Annotated in this window: 19 protein-coding genes; 8 read left to right on the top strand and 11 right to left on the bottom strand. The window is 34.7% G+C overall.

The window, feature by feature from the left end; genetic code table 11:
• Positions 1-39: 39 nt before the first annotated feature.
• Positions 40-474: an META domain-containing protein gene (locus MTP08_RS00390; protein ID WP_243576574.1), complete on the bottom strand. Its 435-nt coding sequence runs from the start codon at positions 472-474 to the stop codon at positions 40-42.
• An 86-nt stretch (positions 475-560) separates the two neighbouring features.
• On the opposite strand from MTP08_RS00390, the gene MTP08_RS00385 reads away from it, so the two are divergent.
• Positions 561-2,759: a S46 family peptidase gene (locus MTP08_RS00385; RefSeq protein WP_243576573.1), complete on the top strand. Its 2,199-nt coding sequence runs from the start codon at positions 561-563 to the stop codon at positions 2,757-2,759.
• Between the two features lie 220 nt (positions 2,760-2,979).
• Positions 2,980-4,527 carry a hypothetical protein gene (locus MTP08_RS00380; protein WP_243576572.1) on the top strand — a complete coding sequence of 516 codons (1,548 nt, stop codon included), beginning with the start codon at positions 2,980-2,982 and terminating at the stop codon, positions 4,525-4,527.
• Between the two features lie 17 nt (positions 4,528-4,544).
• Here MTP08_RS00380 and MTP08_RS00375 read toward each other — a convergent pair whose 3' ends face one another.
• Positions 4,545-6,080, bottom strand: a complete 1,536-nt coding sequence (locus tag MTP08_RS00375) for a YifB family Mg chelatase-like AAA ATPase (protein WP_243576571.1) — start codon at positions 6,078-6,080, stop codon at positions 4,545-4,547.
• Positions 6,081-6,198: 118 nt separating this feature from the next.
• Here MTP08_RS00375 and MTP08_RS00370 point away from each other — a divergent pair, with 118 nt between their 5' ends.
• The 3 genes from MTP08_RS00370 to MTP08_RS00360 are packed head-to-tail and all read left to right on the top strand — an operon-like array spanning position 6,199 to position 7,606.
• Complete coding sequence (locus MTP08_RS00370; RefSeq protein ID WP_243576570.1) at positions 6,199-6,546, top strand: tRNA-binding protein; 348 nt, start codon at positions 6,199-6,201, stop codon at positions 6,544-6,546.
• Positions 6,547-6,569: 23 nt separating this feature from the next.
• On the top strand, positions 6,570-7,271 hold the full coding sequence (locus tag MTP08_RS00365; protein WP_243576569.1) for a 3'-5' exonuclease: 702 nt from the start codon (positions 6,570-6,572) through the stop codon (positions 7,269-7,271).
• 8 nt (positions 7,272-7,279) lie between these two features.
• A complete protein-coding gene (locus MTP08_RS00360; protein ID WP_209388596.1) occupies positions 7,280-7,606 on the top strand; it encodes an SUF system Fe-S cluster assembly protein in 327 nt (108 codons plus the stop codon).
• 138 nt (positions 7,607-7,744) lie between these two features.
• On the opposite strand, the gene gdhA is transcribed toward MTP08_RS00360, so the two are convergent.
• The 3 genes from gdhA to MTP08_RS00345 form a co-directional block, all read right to left on the bottom strand.
• Positions 7,745-9,103 (bottom strand): NADP-specific glutamate dehydrogenase, encoded by a 1,359-nt coding sequence (gene gdhA / locus MTP08_RS00355; RefSeq protein WP_209388597.1) that lies wholly within the window; start codon positions 9,101-9,103, stop codon positions 7,745-7,747.
• 191 nt (positions 9,104-9,294) lie between these two features.
• Entirely contained in the window at positions 9,295-10,401 is a 1,107-nt protein-coding gene (gene dprA / locus MTP08_RS00350; protein ID WP_243576568.1) for a DNA-processing protein DprA, read from the bottom strand.
• 28 nt (positions 10,402-10,429) lie between these two features.
• Positions 10,430-11,197 (bottom strand): rhomboid family intramembrane serine protease, encoded by a 768-nt coding sequence (locus MTP08_RS00345; protein ID WP_243576567.1) that lies wholly within the window; start codon positions 11,195-11,197, stop codon positions 10,430-10,432.
• A 164-nt stretch (positions 11,198-11,361) separates the two neighbouring features.
• On the opposite strand from MTP08_RS00345, the gene MTP08_RS00340 reads away from it, so the two are divergent.
• Positions 11,362-12,294, top strand: coding sequence for a DUF3078 domain-containing protein (locus MTP08_RS00340; protein WP_243576566.1), 933 nt, complete (start codon positions 11,362-11,364; stop codon positions 12,292-12,294).
• A gap of 59 nt (positions 12,295-12,353) precedes the next feature.
• On the opposite strand, the gene sufD is transcribed toward MTP08_RS00340, so the two are convergent.
• The 6 genes from sufD to MTP08_RS00310 all read right to left on the bottom strand — a co-directional run bounded on the left by sufD (position 12,354) and on the right by MTP08_RS00310 (position 17,426).
• Positions 12,354-13,661, bottom strand: a complete 1,308-nt coding sequence (gene sufD / locus MTP08_RS00335; RefSeq protein WP_243577766.1) for a Fe-S cluster assembly protein SufD — start codon at positions 13,659-13,661, stop codon at positions 12,354-12,356.
• Positions 13,662-13,726: 65 nt separating this feature from the next.
• Positions 13,727-14,128, bottom strand: coding sequence for a hypothetical protein (locus tag MTP08_RS00330; protein WP_243576565.1), 402 nt, complete (start codon positions 14,126-14,128; stop codon positions 13,727-13,729).
• 30 nt (positions 14,129-14,158) lie between these two features.
• Entirely contained in the window at positions 14,159-14,905 is a 747-nt protein-coding gene (gene sufC, locus MTP08_RS00325; RefSeq protein ID WP_243576564.1) for a Fe-S cluster assembly ATPase SufC, read from the bottom strand.
• 165 nt (positions 14,906-15,070) lie between these two features.
• Positions 15,071-15,475 carry a GxxExxY protein gene (locus MTP08_RS00320; RefSeq protein WP_243576563.1) on the bottom strand — a complete coding sequence of 135 codons (405 nt, stop codon included), beginning with the start codon at positions 15,473-15,475 and terminating at the stop codon, positions 15,071-15,073.
• A gap of 100 nt (positions 15,476-15,575) precedes the next feature.
• Positions 15,576-17,024 (bottom strand): Fe-S cluster assembly protein SufB, encoded by a 1,449-nt coding sequence (gene sufB, locus MTP08_RS00315; RefSeq protein WP_243576562.1) that lies wholly within the window; start codon positions 17,022-17,024, stop codon positions 15,576-15,578.
• A 72-nt stretch (positions 17,025-17,096) separates the two neighbouring features.
• Complete coding sequence (locus MTP08_RS00310; RefSeq protein WP_243576561.1) at positions 17,097-17,426, bottom strand: HesB/IscA family protein; 330 nt, start codon at positions 17,424-17,426, stop codon at positions 17,097-17,099.
• 146 nt (positions 17,427-17,572) lie between these two features.
• On the opposite strand from MTP08_RS00310, the gene MTP08_RS00305 reads away from it, so the two are divergent.
• A complete protein-coding gene (locus MTP08_RS00305) occupies positions 17,573-18,403 on the top strand; it encodes a GLPGLI family protein (protein ID WP_243576560.1) in 831 nt (276 codons plus the stop codon).
• 150 nt (positions 18,404-18,553) lie between these two features.
• Positions 18,554-19,258: a response regulator transcription factor gene (locus MTP08_RS00300; RefSeq protein WP_209388606.1), complete on the top strand. Its 705-nt coding sequence runs from the start codon at positions 18,554-18,556 to the stop codon at positions 19,256-19,258.
• Positions 19,259-19,260 lie beyond the last annotated feature (2 nt).

Genomic DNA, 19,260 nt, shown 5'->3' with positions numbered 1-19,260 from the left:
CTTTAAAATAACTATAAATACTGAATTTGATGATATTTATTAATCCCAATCTGCTGCCAAAAACTTTATTGTATTTCCCTGCTTATCATTCAAAATAAGAAAATGACCATCAATGTGATAGTGAGACATTTTTTGAAAAGATTGTAAAAATTTTGTTTCTAAATCCATTGCTTCGCAGGACATATACGTACTTCTGATTCCTGAAATTTCGATTCTGTTATTGGTTTTAAATTCCATTTTAAAGAAAATTCTGTTACAACCCATAAATGCGGAGCCATTTATTTTCCGGTCTTTAATTTCTGATGTGAGATTGACTTCTGCTCTGTTTTTTATCAGTTCAGCTTTTTTAAACTGATTAAAAGAAACCAACATCCATTGTCTTTGGACATAGTCATTTTTCCGCTGTACAGAATGGCAATTCAATAATAAAATAAAAACAAAGAAGGAGAAAAAAACAGAAAGAAACCTTTTCATTATTCGCAGAAAACCATTTTCATACCATTTAAACCTGAAATACCGCAAAAATTAGTAAATTAGCCACACAAAAATTTTTTAATACAATGAAAAGAATATTTTTACTATTCACTTTCTTATTGAGTTTTGTCCAAATGAGGGCAGACGAAGGGATGTGGCTAATGATGCTCATCAAGAGATTAAATGGCGTGGATATGCAGAAAGAAGGTCTTCATCTAACTCCTGAAGAAATCTATTCTGTAAACAATTCTAGCTTAAAAGATGCTATTGTAAGCTTCGGTGGTTTTTGTACCGGAGAAATAGTTTCAGACAGAGGTTTAATTTTTACCAATCACCACTGTGGCTACGGAGCAGTTGCAGCAGCATCTACCCCGGAAAAAGATTACCTGAAGAATGGTTTTTGGGCAATGAAAGACAAAGATGAGTTTAATGCTAAAGATTTGTATGTAAGATTTTTGGTTAGAATGGATGATGCTACGCAGAGAATTAATTCTAAACTGAATAATGACATGACGGGTGCCCAAAGAAAGGCAGTAATTGATGCGGAAACCAAAGCAATTCAGACAGAAAATTCTGAAAACGGAAAGTACACTGTAATTGTAAAAGATTTTTTCAACGGAAACGAATTTTATTATTTTGTATACCAAGATTATAAAGATATCAGATTAGTAGGTGCACCACCATCCTCAATCGGAAAATTTGGTGGCGATACAGACAACTGGGAATGGCCAAGACATACAGGAGATTTTACTGTTTTCAGAGTATATGCAGATGCTGCGGGAAATCCTTCCGAATACAAGCCTACAAACGTTCCTTTGAAACCTAAACATTATCTTCCGGTTTCTCTTAAAGGAGTAAAACCTGGGGATTTTGCGATGATTTTAGGCTATCCGGGAAGAACCAACCGTTATTTAACATCTTACGGAATCCAACAAATGGTAACCAAAGACTACCCAGCTTGGGTTGAAGGTTCTAAAATGGCAATGGATGTAATGAAGAAGTACATGGATAAAGATAAAGCAACTCAGCTTAATTACGCTTCTCAATATGCAAGTGTTGCCAATTATTGGAAAAACAGACAAGGAACTATTGATGCCGTAAACAAAAACGGAACTATTGAAGATAAGCAGAATCTTGAAAAAGTTTATGCAAACTGGGCATTACAGCCTGGAAACGAAATGTACGATGGAGTTTTAGAAAACATAAGAGAATATTACAAACAGGTTTCGGACAGAAATGTGGAAAAAATGTATTCTTCTTTATTAACAAGAAATGCTAAATATATTTCTCTTGCATATCAGCTTTCATCAATGCTAGATGCGTATGCTAAACAGGATATGGCAGGAAGACTTGCTATGAAACCAAAACTGGAAGAAGCTGTAAAGACTACTTATGAAAACATCAATACAGATCTTGAAGGAGAAATGTTGAATTCTATGGTAAATCTTTATCAGACAAGAGTAAATAAAGAAGTTGCATCTCCAACTTTAATGGAACTTAATGCATCCACTCTTTCTAATATTGCATTTTCTTCAATTTTTGCCAATAAAACTTCTGTAAGTAATTTTATTGCCAACCCTGACCGTTTGAAACTGGATGCAGATCCACTATTAAAAATTGCCAGAGGTATTGTAACAGACCAAAAGTATTATAGCGACAAATTTATTTTGGTTGATGATTTCTTCGCAAAAAACAACCGTCTGTTTTTAGATGGTTTGAGAAAAGCTCAGCCAGAGAAAAAATTCTATCCGGATGCTAATTCTACAATGAGATTAACATACGGTTCTGTAGATACTCTTCCAATGAGAAATGATAGAGATTATCATGGTATTACAGATAACTATTATACCGATATGAACGGTTTAGTGGCAAAATACAAAGCTGGTGATGAAGAATTCGATTTACCGCAAAGACTTATTGCGCTTAATAACGCTAAAGATTACGGACAATATGCAGACAAAGCGGGATATATGCCTGTAAATTTCTTATCTAATAATGATATTACAGGAGGTAACTCTGGTTCTCCGGTAATTGATGGAGAAGGTAACCTTATTGGTATTGCTTTTGACGGGAACAGTGAAGCTTTAAGTGGCGATATTGTTTTCGAGAAAGAGTGGCAAAAAACAATTAATGTTGATATTAGATTTGTTCTTTGGACGATTGATAAATTTGCAGGTGCAAGAAGATTAGTAGATGAATTGAAATTGGTAAGAGATGAAAATACTCCTGCTGATGCAGGTGCTTCTAAAATAAAAACAGCTACCCCTGCAAAAAAGAAAAAATAATATTTTAAAAAATATCTATTTAAACCGCAAAATTTAATTTTGCGGTTTTTTTATTAAACATTCGTGTGTTTAAAAGATAAAATACTTTTCAATAATTAAAGTAACAAACAATATATATTTTTTTTATTTTTGAATTATTATACTAAAAAACAAAGGGATGAAAAATAAAAATTTATCAATAGCTGCGTGCTTAATGATTTCTGTAAATCTATTTTCACAAGTGGGTATAAATACTACAACCCCAGAATCTACACTAGATATAAGAGCAAAAAATCATCTTGGTACGGTTACTTCTAATGACGGTATTTTAGTTCCTCGTGTAAATTCTTTATCTACTAATGGCTCTACTAATGGTCAGTTAGTCTATCTAATTACAGATGCTTCTCCTTATTTTCAAGGATTCCATTACTGGAATGATACTGTTTGGGTACGTGTAACCCCACTTTCTACAAGCAGTTGGAGCACAACAGGAAATTCTGGTACATCTGCAGCAACCAACTACATTGGGACCAATGACAGTAATCCTCTCAAATTTAAGATCTACAATAACCGTTCTGGGAGAATTGATGTTAACAATACCATAATTGGTTATGATTCCGAATCTACCAATGCCAACCTTAGCAACAGTACAGTATTTGGAGCAGGATCTGGCAACAATATTAATGCCTCTGGTGCCGTTATTTTGGGCGCACAAAACGCAGCGGCTTACATGACTGGCGGTAGCAATACCGTTATTGGATATTATTCTGGCAGAGTCTTATCTAGCGGCAGCCAAAATATTTTTATTGGAGAAAGTACCGCAAACAACATAAGCACAGGTAGCGGCAATATTGCCATTGGTAATCAAGCCTTTAACAATACCGATAGTGGCATGAATAATAATATAGCGATTGGCTCGCAGGCTGGTGCCAGAGCTCATGGAAATCAAAATATTCTCCTTGGTGCATCTGCTGGAAATACATTGTCTGGCAACGGCAATATACTGATTGGTGAAAGTGCAGGTTCTCAAAACAGTAGTAATAACAATACCATGATTGGTGTCAACAGTGGTGCTTCTGCTGGGAATAGTGCACAAAATACATATTTAGGCAATAGCACAGGACAATTTGCGAAAGGCTCTAATAATACAGCTTTGGGTTATGCTGCTCTATCAGCATCAAGCGCAAGTTCCTCTACAGCCAACAATACCATGATTGGATCCTCCAGCGGAACCTCTCTCTCTGGTCAAGATAATGTTGCAGTAGGATATAACACCGCATACTCTAACAAGACTGGTAATGGCAATACCACTATTGGGACAAATTCTGACGTTGCAGATACCCTTTCTAACGCCACTGCTATAGGACAAAACTCTAGAGTTGAGGCAAGCAACTCTTTGGTTTTAGGGTCTATAAATGGTATAAATAATGCGACAGCTTCTACAAAGATTGGGATTGGAACAACTACTCCTAACAGTTCTCTCCAAGTTGCTGGAAGCGTTAGTATGTCTATTAAAACCATAAGTTCAGATTATACTATTACGGATTCAGATTATACCATTATTAAAAATTCTAATAGTAATATTACAATTACATTACCCGATCCCTCAAGCACGAATATTGGAAGAATTCTTCATATCATGAATGTTGGAACTACAGACACAATCGTAACTACTAACACAACACCCAAAATAATGAAATCTACAGGCTCTCAAAACAGTATAAACATAACCTCTACAGTTTGCCTTCAATCGGATGGCACCTATTGGTATCAAATTTCTGGAAGCTAATATGTATTAAATATTTATTAAACATTCCAAAATTCCCGATCTAGACTTCTGTACTGTATGGCTTCCGAAATATGATGTGATAAAATATTTTCAGATTCTTCAAGATCAGCAATTGTTCTGGCAACTTTTAAAATCCTGTCGTAAGCTCTTGCTGAAAGATTAAGCTTGTCCATCGCCATTTTGATAAGTTGAAACGAAGCATCATCAAGTTCGCAAAACTGTTCAATCTCGCGAGATCCTATTTGAGCGTTATAACTGATTTTTAAATCTTTATATCGTTCATTTTGAATTTCACGTGCGATTAAAACACGTTTCCGTATATCTTCACTTTTTTCACCTTTCCGTTTTTCTGCAAGTTGCTCAAATTCTACTTTCTGCACCTCTACATGAATATCAATTCTGTCTAACAGCGGTCCCGAAAGTTTATTCATATACCGCTGCATTTCAAACGCAGAAGAAGTATTGTTGGGATCATCCGGAAAATAACCGCTGGGACTTGGATTCATCGAGGCAACCAGCATAAAACTTGAAGGATAATTTACCGTAAATCTAGCTCTCGAAATGGTTACCTCCCGGTCTTCAAGAGGTTGTCTCATCACTTCAAGAACGGTTCTTTTAAATTCCGGCATTTCATCAAGAAATAAAACTCCGTTGTGAGCCAAAGAAATCTCTCCGGGTTGAGGATAACTTCCGCCGCCCACAAGGGCTACATCCGAAATCGTGTGGTGAGGGCTACGAAAAGGACGAACCGTCATTAATGATGTTTCTGCACCCATTTTTCCGGCAACAGAATGTATTTTTGTAGTCTCTAAAGCTTCTTTTAAGGTGAGCGGAGGCAAAATACTCGGAACTCTTTTGGCGAGCATCGTTTTTCCACTTCCGGGAGGACCGATGAGTATAATGTTGTGGCCTCCTGCTGCAGCAACTTCCATTGCTCTTTTGGCTGTTTCCTGACCTTTAACTTCAGAAAAATCAAAAGGAAACTGATTAATTTTTTCCTGGAATTCTTTTCTTGTATCTAAAACGGTTTTTTCTAAAGCTTTCCCCTCATTAAAAAAATCAATAACCTCTTTAATATTTTCAACTCCATATACCTCAAGATTATTTACAATTGCAGCTTCTCTAGTATTTTGTTTTGGTAAAATAATTCCTTTAAAACCTTCTTCCCGAGCCTGAATGGCAATTGGCAAAACCCCTTTTATAGGTTGAAGGCTCCCGTCCAAAGAAAGTTCACCCATAATAATATAATCTTGTACATTCTCTGCAACAATTTGGTCTGAAGCTACCAGAATGCCCATAGCAATACTCAAATCATACGCAGCACCTTCTTTCCGCAAATCTGCGGGAGCCATATTAATCGTAATTTTCTTTCCAGGAATTTTGTAGCCTACATTTTTTAATGCAGCAGAAATTCTGTAACTGCTTTCTTTAATGGCATTATCTGGTAAACCAACAAGATGATAACCAACTCCACCAGTATCTACATTCACTTCTATGGTGATGGTTTGAGCTGAAACTCCGAAGATGGCACTTCCATAAATTTTTATCAACATATCGCTGTGTTTTTAGTAAAGTTAAAACTTTTCGTTACTTTTTAAAGCTGTTTTTTGCTAATTTTATACGTCTTTTTATACTTTTGTGTAAACAGACACCACAAACAATTAGCTAATAATGAGTATAAAGCCTGAAATTTCCTGGCAGGATTTTGAGAGATTAGACATCCGTAGCGGAACCATTATTTCTGCCAAAGATTTCGAGAAAGCAAGAAACCCATCCTATCAGGTTGAAATTGATTTTGGAGATTTAGGAATTAAAAAATCTGCTGCGCAAATTACTTCTCTATATTCAAAAGAAGAATTGATAGGAAAACAGATTTTAGCTGTAGTAAATTTTCCTAAAAAGCAAATTGCCAATTTCTTCAGCGAATGCCTTGTTTTGGGCGTTTACGGAGAGGATGTAAAAAATGTCACCCTTTTAAGTCCGTCTTTGCCTGTAAAAAATGGGCTTCAAGTAGGTTAAAGCTAAATTTTTAAAACACAAATATGATACAAAATATTCCTTTAGAAAAAGTTTTATTTCTTGATATAGAAACCGTTCCTTTATACGGAAACTGGCAAGAAATTCCCGAAACTGAGAAAGCTTTGTGGGACAAAAAAACCAAATATCAGCGTAAAGATGAAATTTCTGCTGAGGATTTTTATGAGAAAGCAGGAATAATGGCAGAATTTGGCAAAATTATCTGCATTAGCATTGGTATGCTGGAGAAGAATGAAACTTTAAAAATAAAAAGTTTTGCTGGAGATGACGAGAAAAAAATATTGCTTGAATTTGGAGAAATTTTTAACAGCCCAAGACTTCGGGAAGTCATTCTTTGTGCTCACAACGGAAAAGAATTCGATTTCCCTTGGATCTCAAGACGTTTTCTTATCAACGGAATGCAACCGCCTTATCCATTTCAGATGTTTGGTAAAAAACCTTGGGAAATCCCTCACATAGATACAATGGAACTCTGGAAATTCGGGGATTATAAAAGTTTTGTTTCTTTAGAGCTTTTAGCCCATGTTTTTGGAATTCCAACCCCTAAAGATGATATTGATGGCTCAATGGTTTCATCAATTTACTACATAGAAAAAGACTTGCAGAGAATAATTGATTATTGTGAAAAAGATGTATTAACTTTGGCAAATATTTTCCGGCGAATGCGTCAGGAAGATTTACTACAAAGAAATTTGAATTTAGATTAAATTAAATAATGAAATTTACAGACGATCAAATCGCAGATATAGGTGACGAAATTATACGAGTTCTTAAAACCGTTTATGATCCCGAAATTCCGGTAGATATTTACGAATTGGGGCTTATTTATGATGTGCAGATTTCGGATGATGCAGATATTAAAATCATCATGACATTAACTACTCCCAATTGTCCGGTTGCAGAAACTCTGCCACAGGAAGTAAAAGATAAAGTAAAAGCAGTTGAAAATGTAAATGAGGTAGATCTTGAACTTACCTTTGAGCCAAGTTGGAATAAAGACATGATGAGTGAAGAAGCTAAATTTGAACTTGGAATGCTATAATTCACTCTATCTATCACTACAAAAAAAGCGCAGAAAAATAATTTTCTGTGCTTTTTCTTTCACTTTACTTTTTTCCCATTAACCCGGGACAGGTTATAAGAAAAAAGGCCGAAAAAACTTCCGACCTTTATATTTATTTTACACTACTCCTTGTGCCAACATTGCTTCTGCCACTTTTACGAAGCCTGCAATATTTGCTCCCTTTACGTAGTTTACGTATCCGTCTTCTTCTTTTCCGTAATCTCTACATGCTTTATGGATGCCGATCATAATCTCTTTCAATCTTGCATCTACTTCCTCAGAAGTCCAGTTTAATCTGATAGAGTTTTGAGTCATTTCTAAACCTGAAGTTGCTACACCACCAGCGTTAGAAGCTTTCCCTGGAGAGAATAATACTTTTTTCTCTAGGAAGTAGTTAATCGCATCTAATGTTGAAGGCATATTTGCTGCCTCAGTTACACATACACATCCGTTATCTACTAAAATTTTAGCATCTTCCAAATCGAGTTCATTTTGTGTTGCAGAAGGAATCGCTACATCACATTTCACTTCCCAAGGGCGTTTTCCAGCATGGAATTCTGCTGAAGGATATTTTTTAGCATAATCTTCAGCTCTGTTGTTACCCGAAGATCTAAGCTCTAGCAAATATTCTATTTTTTCTCCATCGATACCATCTTTATCGTAGATGTAACCGTCTGGTCCAGAAATGGTAACAACCTTTCCGCCCAATTCGTTTACTTTTTTAATAACTCCCCAAGCTACGTTTCCGAATCCTGAAACTGTTACTACTTTATCCTTGAAAGTTTGTCCGATAGTTTTTAGCATCTGCTCTGCGAAGTAAACAACACCATATCCTGTAGCTTCAGGACGAATAAGCGAACCTCCATAAGCAAGACCTTTACCGGTAAGAACTCCTGTAAATTCGTTTCTTATTTTTTTATACTGTCCGAATAAATATCCGATTTCTCTTGCTCCAACACCGATATCTCCTGCAGGTACATCTGTTTCAGGACCGATATGTTTGCAAAGTTCTGTCATAAATGCCTGACAAAAACGCATTACTTCCATATCAGATTTCCCTTGAGGATCGAAGTCTGAACCTCCTTTACCACCACCCATAGGAAGTGTCGTTAAAGAGTTTTTGAAAACCTGTTCGAAAGCTAAGAACTTTAATACAGAAAGGTTTACTGTAGGGTGAAAACGAATTCCTCCTTTATATGGTCCGATTGCAGAGTTCATCTGAATTCTGAAACCTCTGTTTACTTGGATTTCTCCTTTATCATCAACCCACGGAACTCTGAAAATGATAACTCTTTCAGCTTCAGCCATTCTTTCAAGCAGCTTCATGCCGGTATATTCTTTTCTTGTTAGAATAAAAGGAATTACAGTAACCGCAACTTCTTTTACAGCCTGTAAAAACTCTGGTTCGTTCGGGTTTTTTGCTTCTATTTTTGCAATAAACTCCTGAATTTTCTGGTCAACATTATATTGTTCCATATTAGGTAAGGTTGAATATTATTTCAACAAATTTAATTTTTTTTTCAATATTCACAATAGTAGTTTTGTTATTTATGAAAAATTAAATAATAATGCGACAAAATATTATTAAATTAATAATAGTTGTTTAAATGTTATTAAAAATTAAATGTTATTTATGAAATGATGAAATATTAAGAAATCATTAATTCTTACAAAGCAACAAATTGTCTCCCTGAAAATGATTTTATTTTACCTAAAAGCTCAAGCTCTAGAATAACAGGCAATATTTTGTGTGATGCAAGCAATATTTTCCCGGACAAATCGTCTAAAGTAATTTGAGGATGATCTGCAATAACCCTGTAAATTTCTTCCTGATTTTCAGTAAGCGGAATCGAAAATGTACTTTGAGGAAAAAGTTCTTCCATATTAAGGGAATTCGGGCATAATCCTAGAGATTCCGAAAGATCTTTAATGGTTGAAATTGCAGATGCTTTGTTCTGTAATATAAGCTGATTGCATCCTTGGCTGTATTTATCTGTAATTTTGCCGGGCAGTGCAAAGACATCCCGGTTATACTGATTCGCAAAAGTGGCAGTGCTTATGGAACCTCCACCAAAGGCTGTTTCTACTACAATTGTTGAAGATGATATTCCTGCAACAATTCTGTTTCTCTGAATAAAATTTTCCCTATCGGGTTTGCGCATTGAATTAAATTCTGTAAACAAACAGCCATTTTCTAATATTTTTTCGGAAAGTTGCCTATTCTTAGAAGGATAAAGTGTCTGAAAACCATGAGCCAACACTGCAATAGTAGGAACTTCCATTTTCAGAGAATTTTCGTGTACTTCTTTATCTGCACCTAAAGCTAAACCACTTACAGACTGATATTTACACTGCTTGGTTTCAGCGAAAAAATCTTCAATAAACTTTTTTCCGTAAGAGGTAATATTCCTTGTTCCTACTATACTTACGCATTTTAAGTCAGGATTAAAATTTCCTTTTTGATATAGTATTGCAGGAGCATCATCGCATTCATTCAGGAGAAATGGCAAATCTTTCTGATGACGCAAATTTATTTTTATCTGGTTTTTTTCGCAGAAGTTTATCTCTTTTTCTGCAAACTTCAAATGTTCAGAATTACCAATGTCCGAAATAATTTTTTTTCCTACTCCATGGGTTTTCGCAAGTTCGTTTTTAGCAGTTTCCCAAACATTTTTAGCACTTCCAAAGTTTCTTACAAGCTTATTAAAAGTAATATCTCCTATAAAATTGCATTGTCTTAAAGCGATTGAGTAGAGATGTTCTTCTTTATACATTTGTGTTTTATTTCCAAAATTAACGAATTTATTTTTTCCTTAATTCTTCTAAATGATCCCAAATATCATCTCTTTTTTTATAGGGTAATTCCATAAAATCGTCAGGATTGTTTTCTTTGTATTCCTGCCACAATTTATCATCTTTTTCACTGTAATAATTGGGAAACTCCCAGATATATTTCTTCTTTTTTTCTCCATATTTTTTGAAAACGAACGCCATGATACTTCCTATAATTGCTCCCGATAAATGTGCCTGCCAAGAAATCCTGCTCGGCTCGTTCATTGTATAAAATAGTTCTTCGGGAAACATTCCCCAAATTAAACTTCCATAATATAAAACGACAAGCAGGGAAATGGTAAGCAGTTTCATATTCCACCTGAAAACACCGCCGAAGAAAAGAAAAAAAGCGAGTACATAAACAATACCACTGGCTCCAATAGTACATGTGTAGAGATATTCGCCCGAAAAAATATCTATTGGAGGAAGTATCCAAAGAAGAAAACCACTACTTATCCAGCCTGTAATAAAAACTTTAGTTGCCACTTCAGGATAAAACTGGTAAAGGAGAAACAGCAGAAAAACAATAGGAATGGAGTTTCCTATAATATGATCAATATTTCCATGCAATAAGGGAGAAGTAATAATACCCAATAATCCCTCTGGTAATAAAGGAATAATAGCCCCAAAACAACTTGAAAAAAAACCAAAATGTTGCAGCAAAAAGCCAAACCACATCGCGGCGAGCATTATTATTGGAGCAAGAATCGCTTTTTTATGAATAATATTTCTAATCATATCTGTATGCTGTCAAATCAAAAGCCAAGGATAAATTTCGGTAATTTTGGCGATGATTGAGGTGTTGAGTTGTGATTTGAGACAAAAAGTAATAAATTTGATGCTTCAAAAATTTTAAAAAAACCTATTTTTTTGATTATTTAAAACTAAGTAAACACATTTCTATGAAAAAACTCTTTGTTTTCTCTATTCTATTCTTTGGTCTAAGCACTCAGGCACAAGTGGTAATTAATGATTCTGTAGCTGTAGACACCATCAAAAAACCGAGACATTGGTCTATAAATGCTAACAACAGTGTCATGTTTAATCAGGCTGCTTTCTCCAATTGGGTAGGTGGTGGAGCCAATAATGTTGGTTGGCTTGCAAGTGCAAATTATAATTTGGTTTACGAGAAAGGCCGTAATCTTTGGGAAAACATCATTATTATGAATTATGGGCAAAATACGACTAAAGGAGTAGGCACAAGAAAAACCCAGGACGTTCTTAATATCTCTACGAACTATGGACTTCAGTTTTCTAAGAGTTGGTATGTTTCTACAGGAGCCAGCTTACTTTCTCAGTTTTCGGGTGGATTTGATGACGGAAACAATCCGGAAGCTAATAAAATTTCAAATTTCATGGCACCAGGTTATGTAAATGCCGGTATTGGTATTACATACAGACCAAGTGATAATCTAACAGTTACTCTAAGACCCATCAACGGAAGGTTTACGTTTGTATTAGATAAAGATCTTCAGCTTGCCGGAAACTATGGTTTAAAGGCTGATGGAGATTTCTTCCTAATGCAATTAGGTTTCTTGGCTTCTGCAATTTATAAAGTTAAATTAATGGAGAATATTGAAATGACCAATACGGGTTCTATTTTCTCCAATTATCTGGAAAATCCGGATCATATGGTTCTTTCGTACAATATGTTGCTGAAGATGAAGATTAACAAATTCGTTTCTTCAATTGTTACTTTAGATTTAATGTACGACCACAACCAAATACAAAAAACACAGCTGAAACAAACTTTAGGAATCGGCTTTGCTTATAATCTCGACAATGGAGTAAAAAGATCTAACAGAAAAGACAGCCAGTGGTGGCAGAAAAAATAGTCAGCAATGACAAAAAAAATGGGCGGTTGCAAAAGTAACCGCCCATTTTTATTAAGATTTTAAAATTCAATATTTACTTCAAGCTTTTCTGAAAGTAATTTAGATATTTTCTCTTTTAACGGTTCAATATCAATATTTTGCATTGCATCATTGGCAAAAGCGTATAAAAGCAGTGCCTGAGCTTCTTTCTTAGAAATACCTCTTGCTCTTAAATAAAACATCGCATCTTCATTCAGCTGACCTACGGTACATCCGTGAGAACATTTAACATCATCTGCAAAAATTTCAAGTTGAGGCTTAGTATCAATTGTTGCCCCTTCGCTTAATAAAACATTGTTGTTTTGCTGATAAGCATTGGTTTTCTGAGCAATTTTGTCTACAAAAACTTTCCCGTTGAATACTCCGTGCGACTGATCTTTAAAAATTCCTTTGTAATTTTGGTAACTTTCGCAGTTGGGCTGGTTGTGATGAACAGCGGTATGATGATCTACCAATTGATCTTTTCCGATAATGGTAATTCCGTTCATGAAAGAATTAATATTCGATCCGTTTTGTATGAAATCTAAATTATTTCTCACCAACTTTCCTCCAAAAGAAAAGGTATTTACAGTTGTTAAACTGTCTTTTTCCTGTTTTGCAAATGTATGATCTACCAAATAAGACGTGTCATTATCATTTTGCAATTTATGCCAGTCTGCTTTAGCATTAGGGGAAGTGAAAATCTCTGTCACAGAATTCGTAAAAACATACGTTTCATCGAAATTATGATGACTTTCTATAATTTCCACTTTGGCACCTTCTTCTACGATAAGCAGGTTTCTTGTATTATAAAAAGTGTTTTCATCCTGATTCTGAGAAAGATAAAAAATATGAATTGGCTTTTCAATTACTACATTTTTAGGCACTTTAAGGAAAAAACCATGTCTACAGTAAGCCTGATTCAAATTGGTAAAAGCTAAATCTTTCGCAGCAATTGTATTAAAATACTGCTCGAAAACATCTTTATGTTTATCATCATTCAAAGCATAATTGAAAGACAAAAACTCAGCATTTTCAATCGAAATATTAGAAAGCTCTTTATGAAGCTTGCCGTTCACGAACACAATCCAGTCGAAATTTTCTTCTCCTAAATGCAACTCATTAAGCTGTTCTTTAGTAATATGATGATTTTCTTTTGGAAAGAAATTGTAATCCTTTTCTGTAATTTCTTTTAGATTCGTGTATTTATATTCTTCGTCTTTCTTTGTAGGAAAGCCAATCTGAGCAAATCTTGCCAATGCTTCAATTCTTGTTTCATCTAAAAAACGATGGCGAAGAGCACCAAGAAATTCGCTGTGATTATTTAAAATTTGTTCTTTTAATGCCATTGCTGGTATTTCTGTGGTTTGCACCATTTATTATTTATTTTATTTTTGTTGGTTTGAAACAACTTTTACTCTAAATTTAATTTTAATGCTTTAGAATTTTTAAAAAGCCAAATTGCAAAAATCATAGGAATTATATATAAAAATGCCATTCGATAAAATGTGCTTACAAAATTCTTAATCGGAATCGAATACATCAAAATATTTAAAAGGAATAAAGTAACCCAAACCGAAACAAAAGAATATATACTTAAAATTACTTTTGATTTAATAACAGTATATTTTTCAAAAAGCTTTTTTTGCAAAAACCAAAATATAATCATTGCTGGAATAGATAAAATTAATCCCAAAAAAATCACATAAACAACTATAAAACTAAATAGTTCGTAAGGTTTGATAATATATGAAATTAAAAAAAATGTTGCTGAAATTAAATTTGTAATTCCCCAAATTTTAAGAGTATATTTCATTTGCAATGATTTAATTACAATTCAATAATCTTAATTTAGTAACCAATCGTAACCTTTTTCTTCTAATTCTAATGCTAAAGATTTATCTCCCGTTTTGATGATTTTTCCGTTTGCCAAAACGTGAACAAAATCTGGTTGAATATAATTAAGCAATCTCTGGTAATGCGTAATTAAAAGAACTGCATTTCCTTCATTTTTGAAAGCATTTACACCATCAGCAACGATTCTCAAGGCATCAATATCCAATCCGGAATCGGTTTCATCTAAAATCGCCAATTTCGGATTAAGCATCATCATCTGGAAAATTTCGTTTCTCTTCTTTTCACCTCCAGAGAAACCTTCGTTTAGAGATCGGGAAAGAAAATCTTTTTTAATTCCTAGTTTTTCAGACTTTTCACGAATCATTGCCAACATTTCTTTAGCAGGCATATCTTCCAATCCGTTGGCTTTTCTGTTTTCGTTTAAAGCTGCTTTAATAAAGTTGGTAACCGAAACTCCAGGAATCTCTACCGGATACTGGAACGAAAGAAAAATCCCTTTATGAGCTCTTTCTTCCGGAGCATCTTCGATGATATTCTCGCCATCGAAGAGGATTTCACCATCAGTCACCTCGTAATCTTCTTTTCCTGCAATCACAGAAGAAAGAGTAGATTTTCCGGCTCCATTAGGCCCCATAATAGCGTGTACTTCGCCTGGTTTTATTTCAAGATTGATTCCTTTTAAAATTTCTTTATCGCCGTCTTCAATTTTGGCGTGTAAGTTTTTGATATTTAACATTTTAATTATATAAATTATCGCAAATTTTCTTAAATATTATATTTTAAACATTAAAGATTGAAGTAATCTTATGTTTGTTTTCTATTTTAAGTAAATCAATAAATTGATTTAAATTAAGGTTTTTAAGTTTTTACTATTTAACTTAATTCCTTAATGTTATATGATTCATTCCGGCAGTTTTGAAAAATAGTCATTCACTAATGGAATCATTGATTTAGTAATATTATCTGTATAAAAATTAATCAAAAGTCCTTGAGGTTTTTTCAAAATTTTCATATAGGTCATCAATTGAGCTTGATGAACAGACAATAATTTTTCAACAGTTTTAATTTCTACAACGACTATCTCGTTGACAAGTAAATCAATCTTAAGCGGAGTTTCGATTTCAATCTTTCCGTAGTTGATTTTTGTAGTAACCTGTTGATTAACTAAATATCCTTTTTCTCTTAATTCATAAGCCAAACACAATTCGTAAACACTTTCCAACAATCCTGGTCCTAATTCTTTATGAACCTTGATTGCGCATCCTACAATATCATAAGAAAGCTGTGTTACTTCTGCTTTGGTCATATTTAATTTTTCTTCAAAAGAATTGATTTATCAATTCCTTAATTTTTAAACATTAAAAAGTTAAGCCTTTAATTTTCTTAATTCCTTAATGTTAAATCTACTATCCAACTGAACCTTCCAAAGAAATTTCCAACAACTTCTGAGCTTCTATGGCGAATTCCATTGGCAACTTATTCAATACTTCTTTACTGAATCCATTCACAATCAAAGCAATGGCTCTTTCTGTATCAATTCCTCTTTGGTTGCAGTAGAAAATCTGGTCTTCCCCGATTTTTGAAGTGGTTGCTTCGTGTTCCAGTTGTGCCGTTGGGTCTTTGATTTCGATGTAAGGGAACGTGTGTGCACCACATTCATTACCCATCAAAAGTGAATCACACTGAGAAAAGTTTCTCGCACCTTTTGCAGAAGGCATTACTTTGACTAAACCTCGATAAGAATTATTCGATTTCCCAGCAGAGATACCTTTTGAAATAATCGTTGATTTGGTATTCTTTCCGATGTGAATCATCTTCGTTCCCGTATCGGCATATTGATGCATATTGGTAACGGCGATTGAATAAAATTCGCCCACAGCGTTATCACCTTTCAGAATACAGCTTGGATATTTCCAGGTAACAGCAGAACCGGTTTCTACCTGCGTCCAAGATATTTTTGCATTGCGCTCGCAAAGTCCTCTTTTCGTCACAAAGTTGAAAACACCACCTTTACCATTTTCATCACCAGGATACCAGTTTTGAACGGTAGAATATTTAATTTCCGCATCGTCCATCGCAATGAGTTCTACAACAGCTGCGTGCAACTGATTTTCATCTCGTGATGGTGCTGTACAACCTTCAAGATAAGAAACGTAACTTCCTTCGTCAGCAATCACTAAAGTTCTTTCGAACTGCCCCGTTCCTGCCTGATTAATACGGAAATAGGTAGAAAGTTCCATAGGGCATCTTACTCCTTTCGGAATGTAGCAAAAACTTCCATCTGAAAAAACAGCAGAATTTAGAGCTGCGTAGAAATTATCTCCTCTAGGAACTACTTTGCCGAGATATTTTTTCACTAAATCAGGATGGTTTTTAATGGCTTCAGAAATGGAACAGAAAATAATCCCTTTTTCCATCAGCGTATCCTGAAAAGTAGTCTTTACAGACACGGAATCTATTACAATATCTACTGCAACACCAGAAAGTCTTTTTTGCTCTTCGATGTTAATCCCTAATTTTTCGAAGGTTTTCAATAACTCAGGATCTACTTCATCCAGACTTTCCAGTTCTGGTTTTGCTTTCGGGGCTGCATAATATTTAATTGCCTGAAAATCCGGCTTTTCATATTTAATATTTGCCCAGTCTGGCTCAGTCATTTTCAACCAGATTTTGAAAGACTCCAATCTCCAATCAGTCATCCATTCCGGCTCTTCTTTTTTTGCAGAAATAGCCCGAATAATGTCTTCATTCAATCCTGTCGGGAAATCTTCATAATCAATTTTGGTTTCCCAACCGAATTCGTATTTTTTATTTTCTAAATCGACGCGTAAATCGTCTTCTGTGTATTTACTCATTTTTTAAGATTTCAGAATCCAGACATCAGATTTCAGACAAAAGCCCGACATCCAACACCTTTCATCTCGTGTCTATAAACTAAAACTCTCTCCACACCCACATGTTCTGGATGCATTAGGATTATTAAAAACAAATCCTTTTCCATTCAATCCCCCGGAATATTCTAATGTGGTTCCTGCCAGATAAAGTATCGATTTTTTTTCAACGACTATTTTTATTCCGTTATCTTCAAAAATCTGATCTGTCTCGTTTTGTTTATTATCAAAACCAAGAACATACTCTAAGCCTGAACATCCTCCACTTTTTACCCCAACTCTTATATAATCTTCAGCAGGATTAAAGCCGTCTTCTGTCATCAGCTGAACCGCTTTAACCTTTGCCTGATCTGAAACCTTTATCATTGTATTTATTTAGAATGATTTAATCATGCAAAAATACGAACAATTATTAGTAAATAAAAATTGGTGATTTTATTTTGCCTATATTTATTATTGATGGGCTTAACTTTGCAGGTATTTTAAAATCAAAAGAATAAATCAAAATAACAATGAAAAAAATTGCCGTTGTAGCATTATTAATTGTGGCACAAATTTCTATGGCGCAAACGAACAGATTCGTTTACCAAGTTACCATGAAACCCAACGCAAGCGATAAAAAAGATGTAAAAACCGAGAATGCATATTTAGATATTTCCGGGGAAAAATCTTTATTCTACTCTGAAAACAGAATAAAAAGAGATTCTATATTACGTTCTAACTTCCAAAGTGGAGGCGAAAGAGGTGTAAACCGCGAACAAATGGAAAGTCTGAGATCTAATATTAACTATTCTGTTGAAAAGGATAAAAAATCTCAGAAAACAACTTTCAAAGACCGTATTGGACGAGATATTTACGCTTATGAGGAAGACCGTCCTTTAGATTGGAAAGTTTTAGCCGAAACTACAAAAATTGGCGATTACAAAGTGCAGAAAGCCGAAACTGAGTTTGCGGGAAGAAAATGGACTGCATGGTTTACTACAGATTTACCCTATCAGGACGGCCCGTATAAGTTTACCGGTCTTCCGGGTTTAATTATAAAAGTGGAAGATTCTTCCGGAGACTATTCTTTCGATTTAATGAAAAACTATAAAATTTCAGATTTTCCTGAAATGAACCAGTTCGGAAACATCATCAAACTGAAACGTAAAGATTATCTTAAACAGCAGGAAAAATTTAGAGAAGATCCCATGTCTTTTTTAGCTGCAGGTCGTGGTGGTGGAATTGCGCCACCAATGAGAGGCGGTGGCGGAAATCCTAATCCTGCGGATATGCGAAAAAGAATGGAGGAAAGAATAAAAGAAGAGGCTAAAAACAACAGCAATCCTATCGAGTTACAATAACAAAAAAATCCGTTTCTATTGAAGCGGATTTTTTATGCCGTTCTCATAAATATATTAAAACTCAAAATTGAGTCTTGAATACATCCTATTTTTTATCATCTCCAACTCATTAATATTCTTTTCCCTATTTTTGTGATATTGGTTACTGATATGAAAAAAATTGTGCTGATTGAAGACGAAACCAGCGTGGTTTCTTTTATTAAAAAAGGACTTCAGGAAAAAGGCTACGAAATTTCTGTTGCATTCGACGGTCGTACCGGCGTAAATCTCGTACAGGAAAATGATTTCGATCTTGTTATTTTAGACATTATGCTTCCCGAAATGAACGGGCTGGAAGTCTGCAAGGAAATCAGAAAAACCAACAAAAATGTTCCTATTCTCTTTCTTACCGCTTTGGGAACTTCAGAAAATATCGTTTTAGGGCTGGAAAACGGCGGCGACGATTATCTTGTAAAACCCTTTAAGTTTATAGAATTGGTTGCAAGAATAAAATCTCTTCTCAGAAGAAGCAACCCCATGAAAAACGAAAATACCGAAGATAAGCCCGACAGCGAATATGTTCATCAGTTTTCTGATCTTGTTGTAAACGATTACACCAAAAAAGTAACCCGGTCGGGAGAAGAAGTTTCTCTAACTTCTACAGAATATAAACTCCTTATGTATTTTCTCAACAACCCTGAAAAAGTAATTTCCAGAGCAGAAATTCTGGATGCGGTTTGGGGCGTAAACTATGATTTAGGAACCAATGTTGTAGATGTTTACGTAAATTATCTCAGGAAAAAAATCGACAGTCAGGAAGATAAAAAACTCATTCATACGGTTATAGGAATGGGATATGTGCTTAAAAAACCTTAGAA

The sequence above is a fragment of the Chryseobacterium oryzae genome (genome assembly GCF_022811665.1).
GTDB lineage: Bacteria > Bacteroidota > Bacteroidia > Flavobacteriales > Weeksellaceae > Chryseobacterium > Chryseobacterium oryzae.
This window is presented reverse-complemented; position numbering and strand designations above follow the sequence as displayed.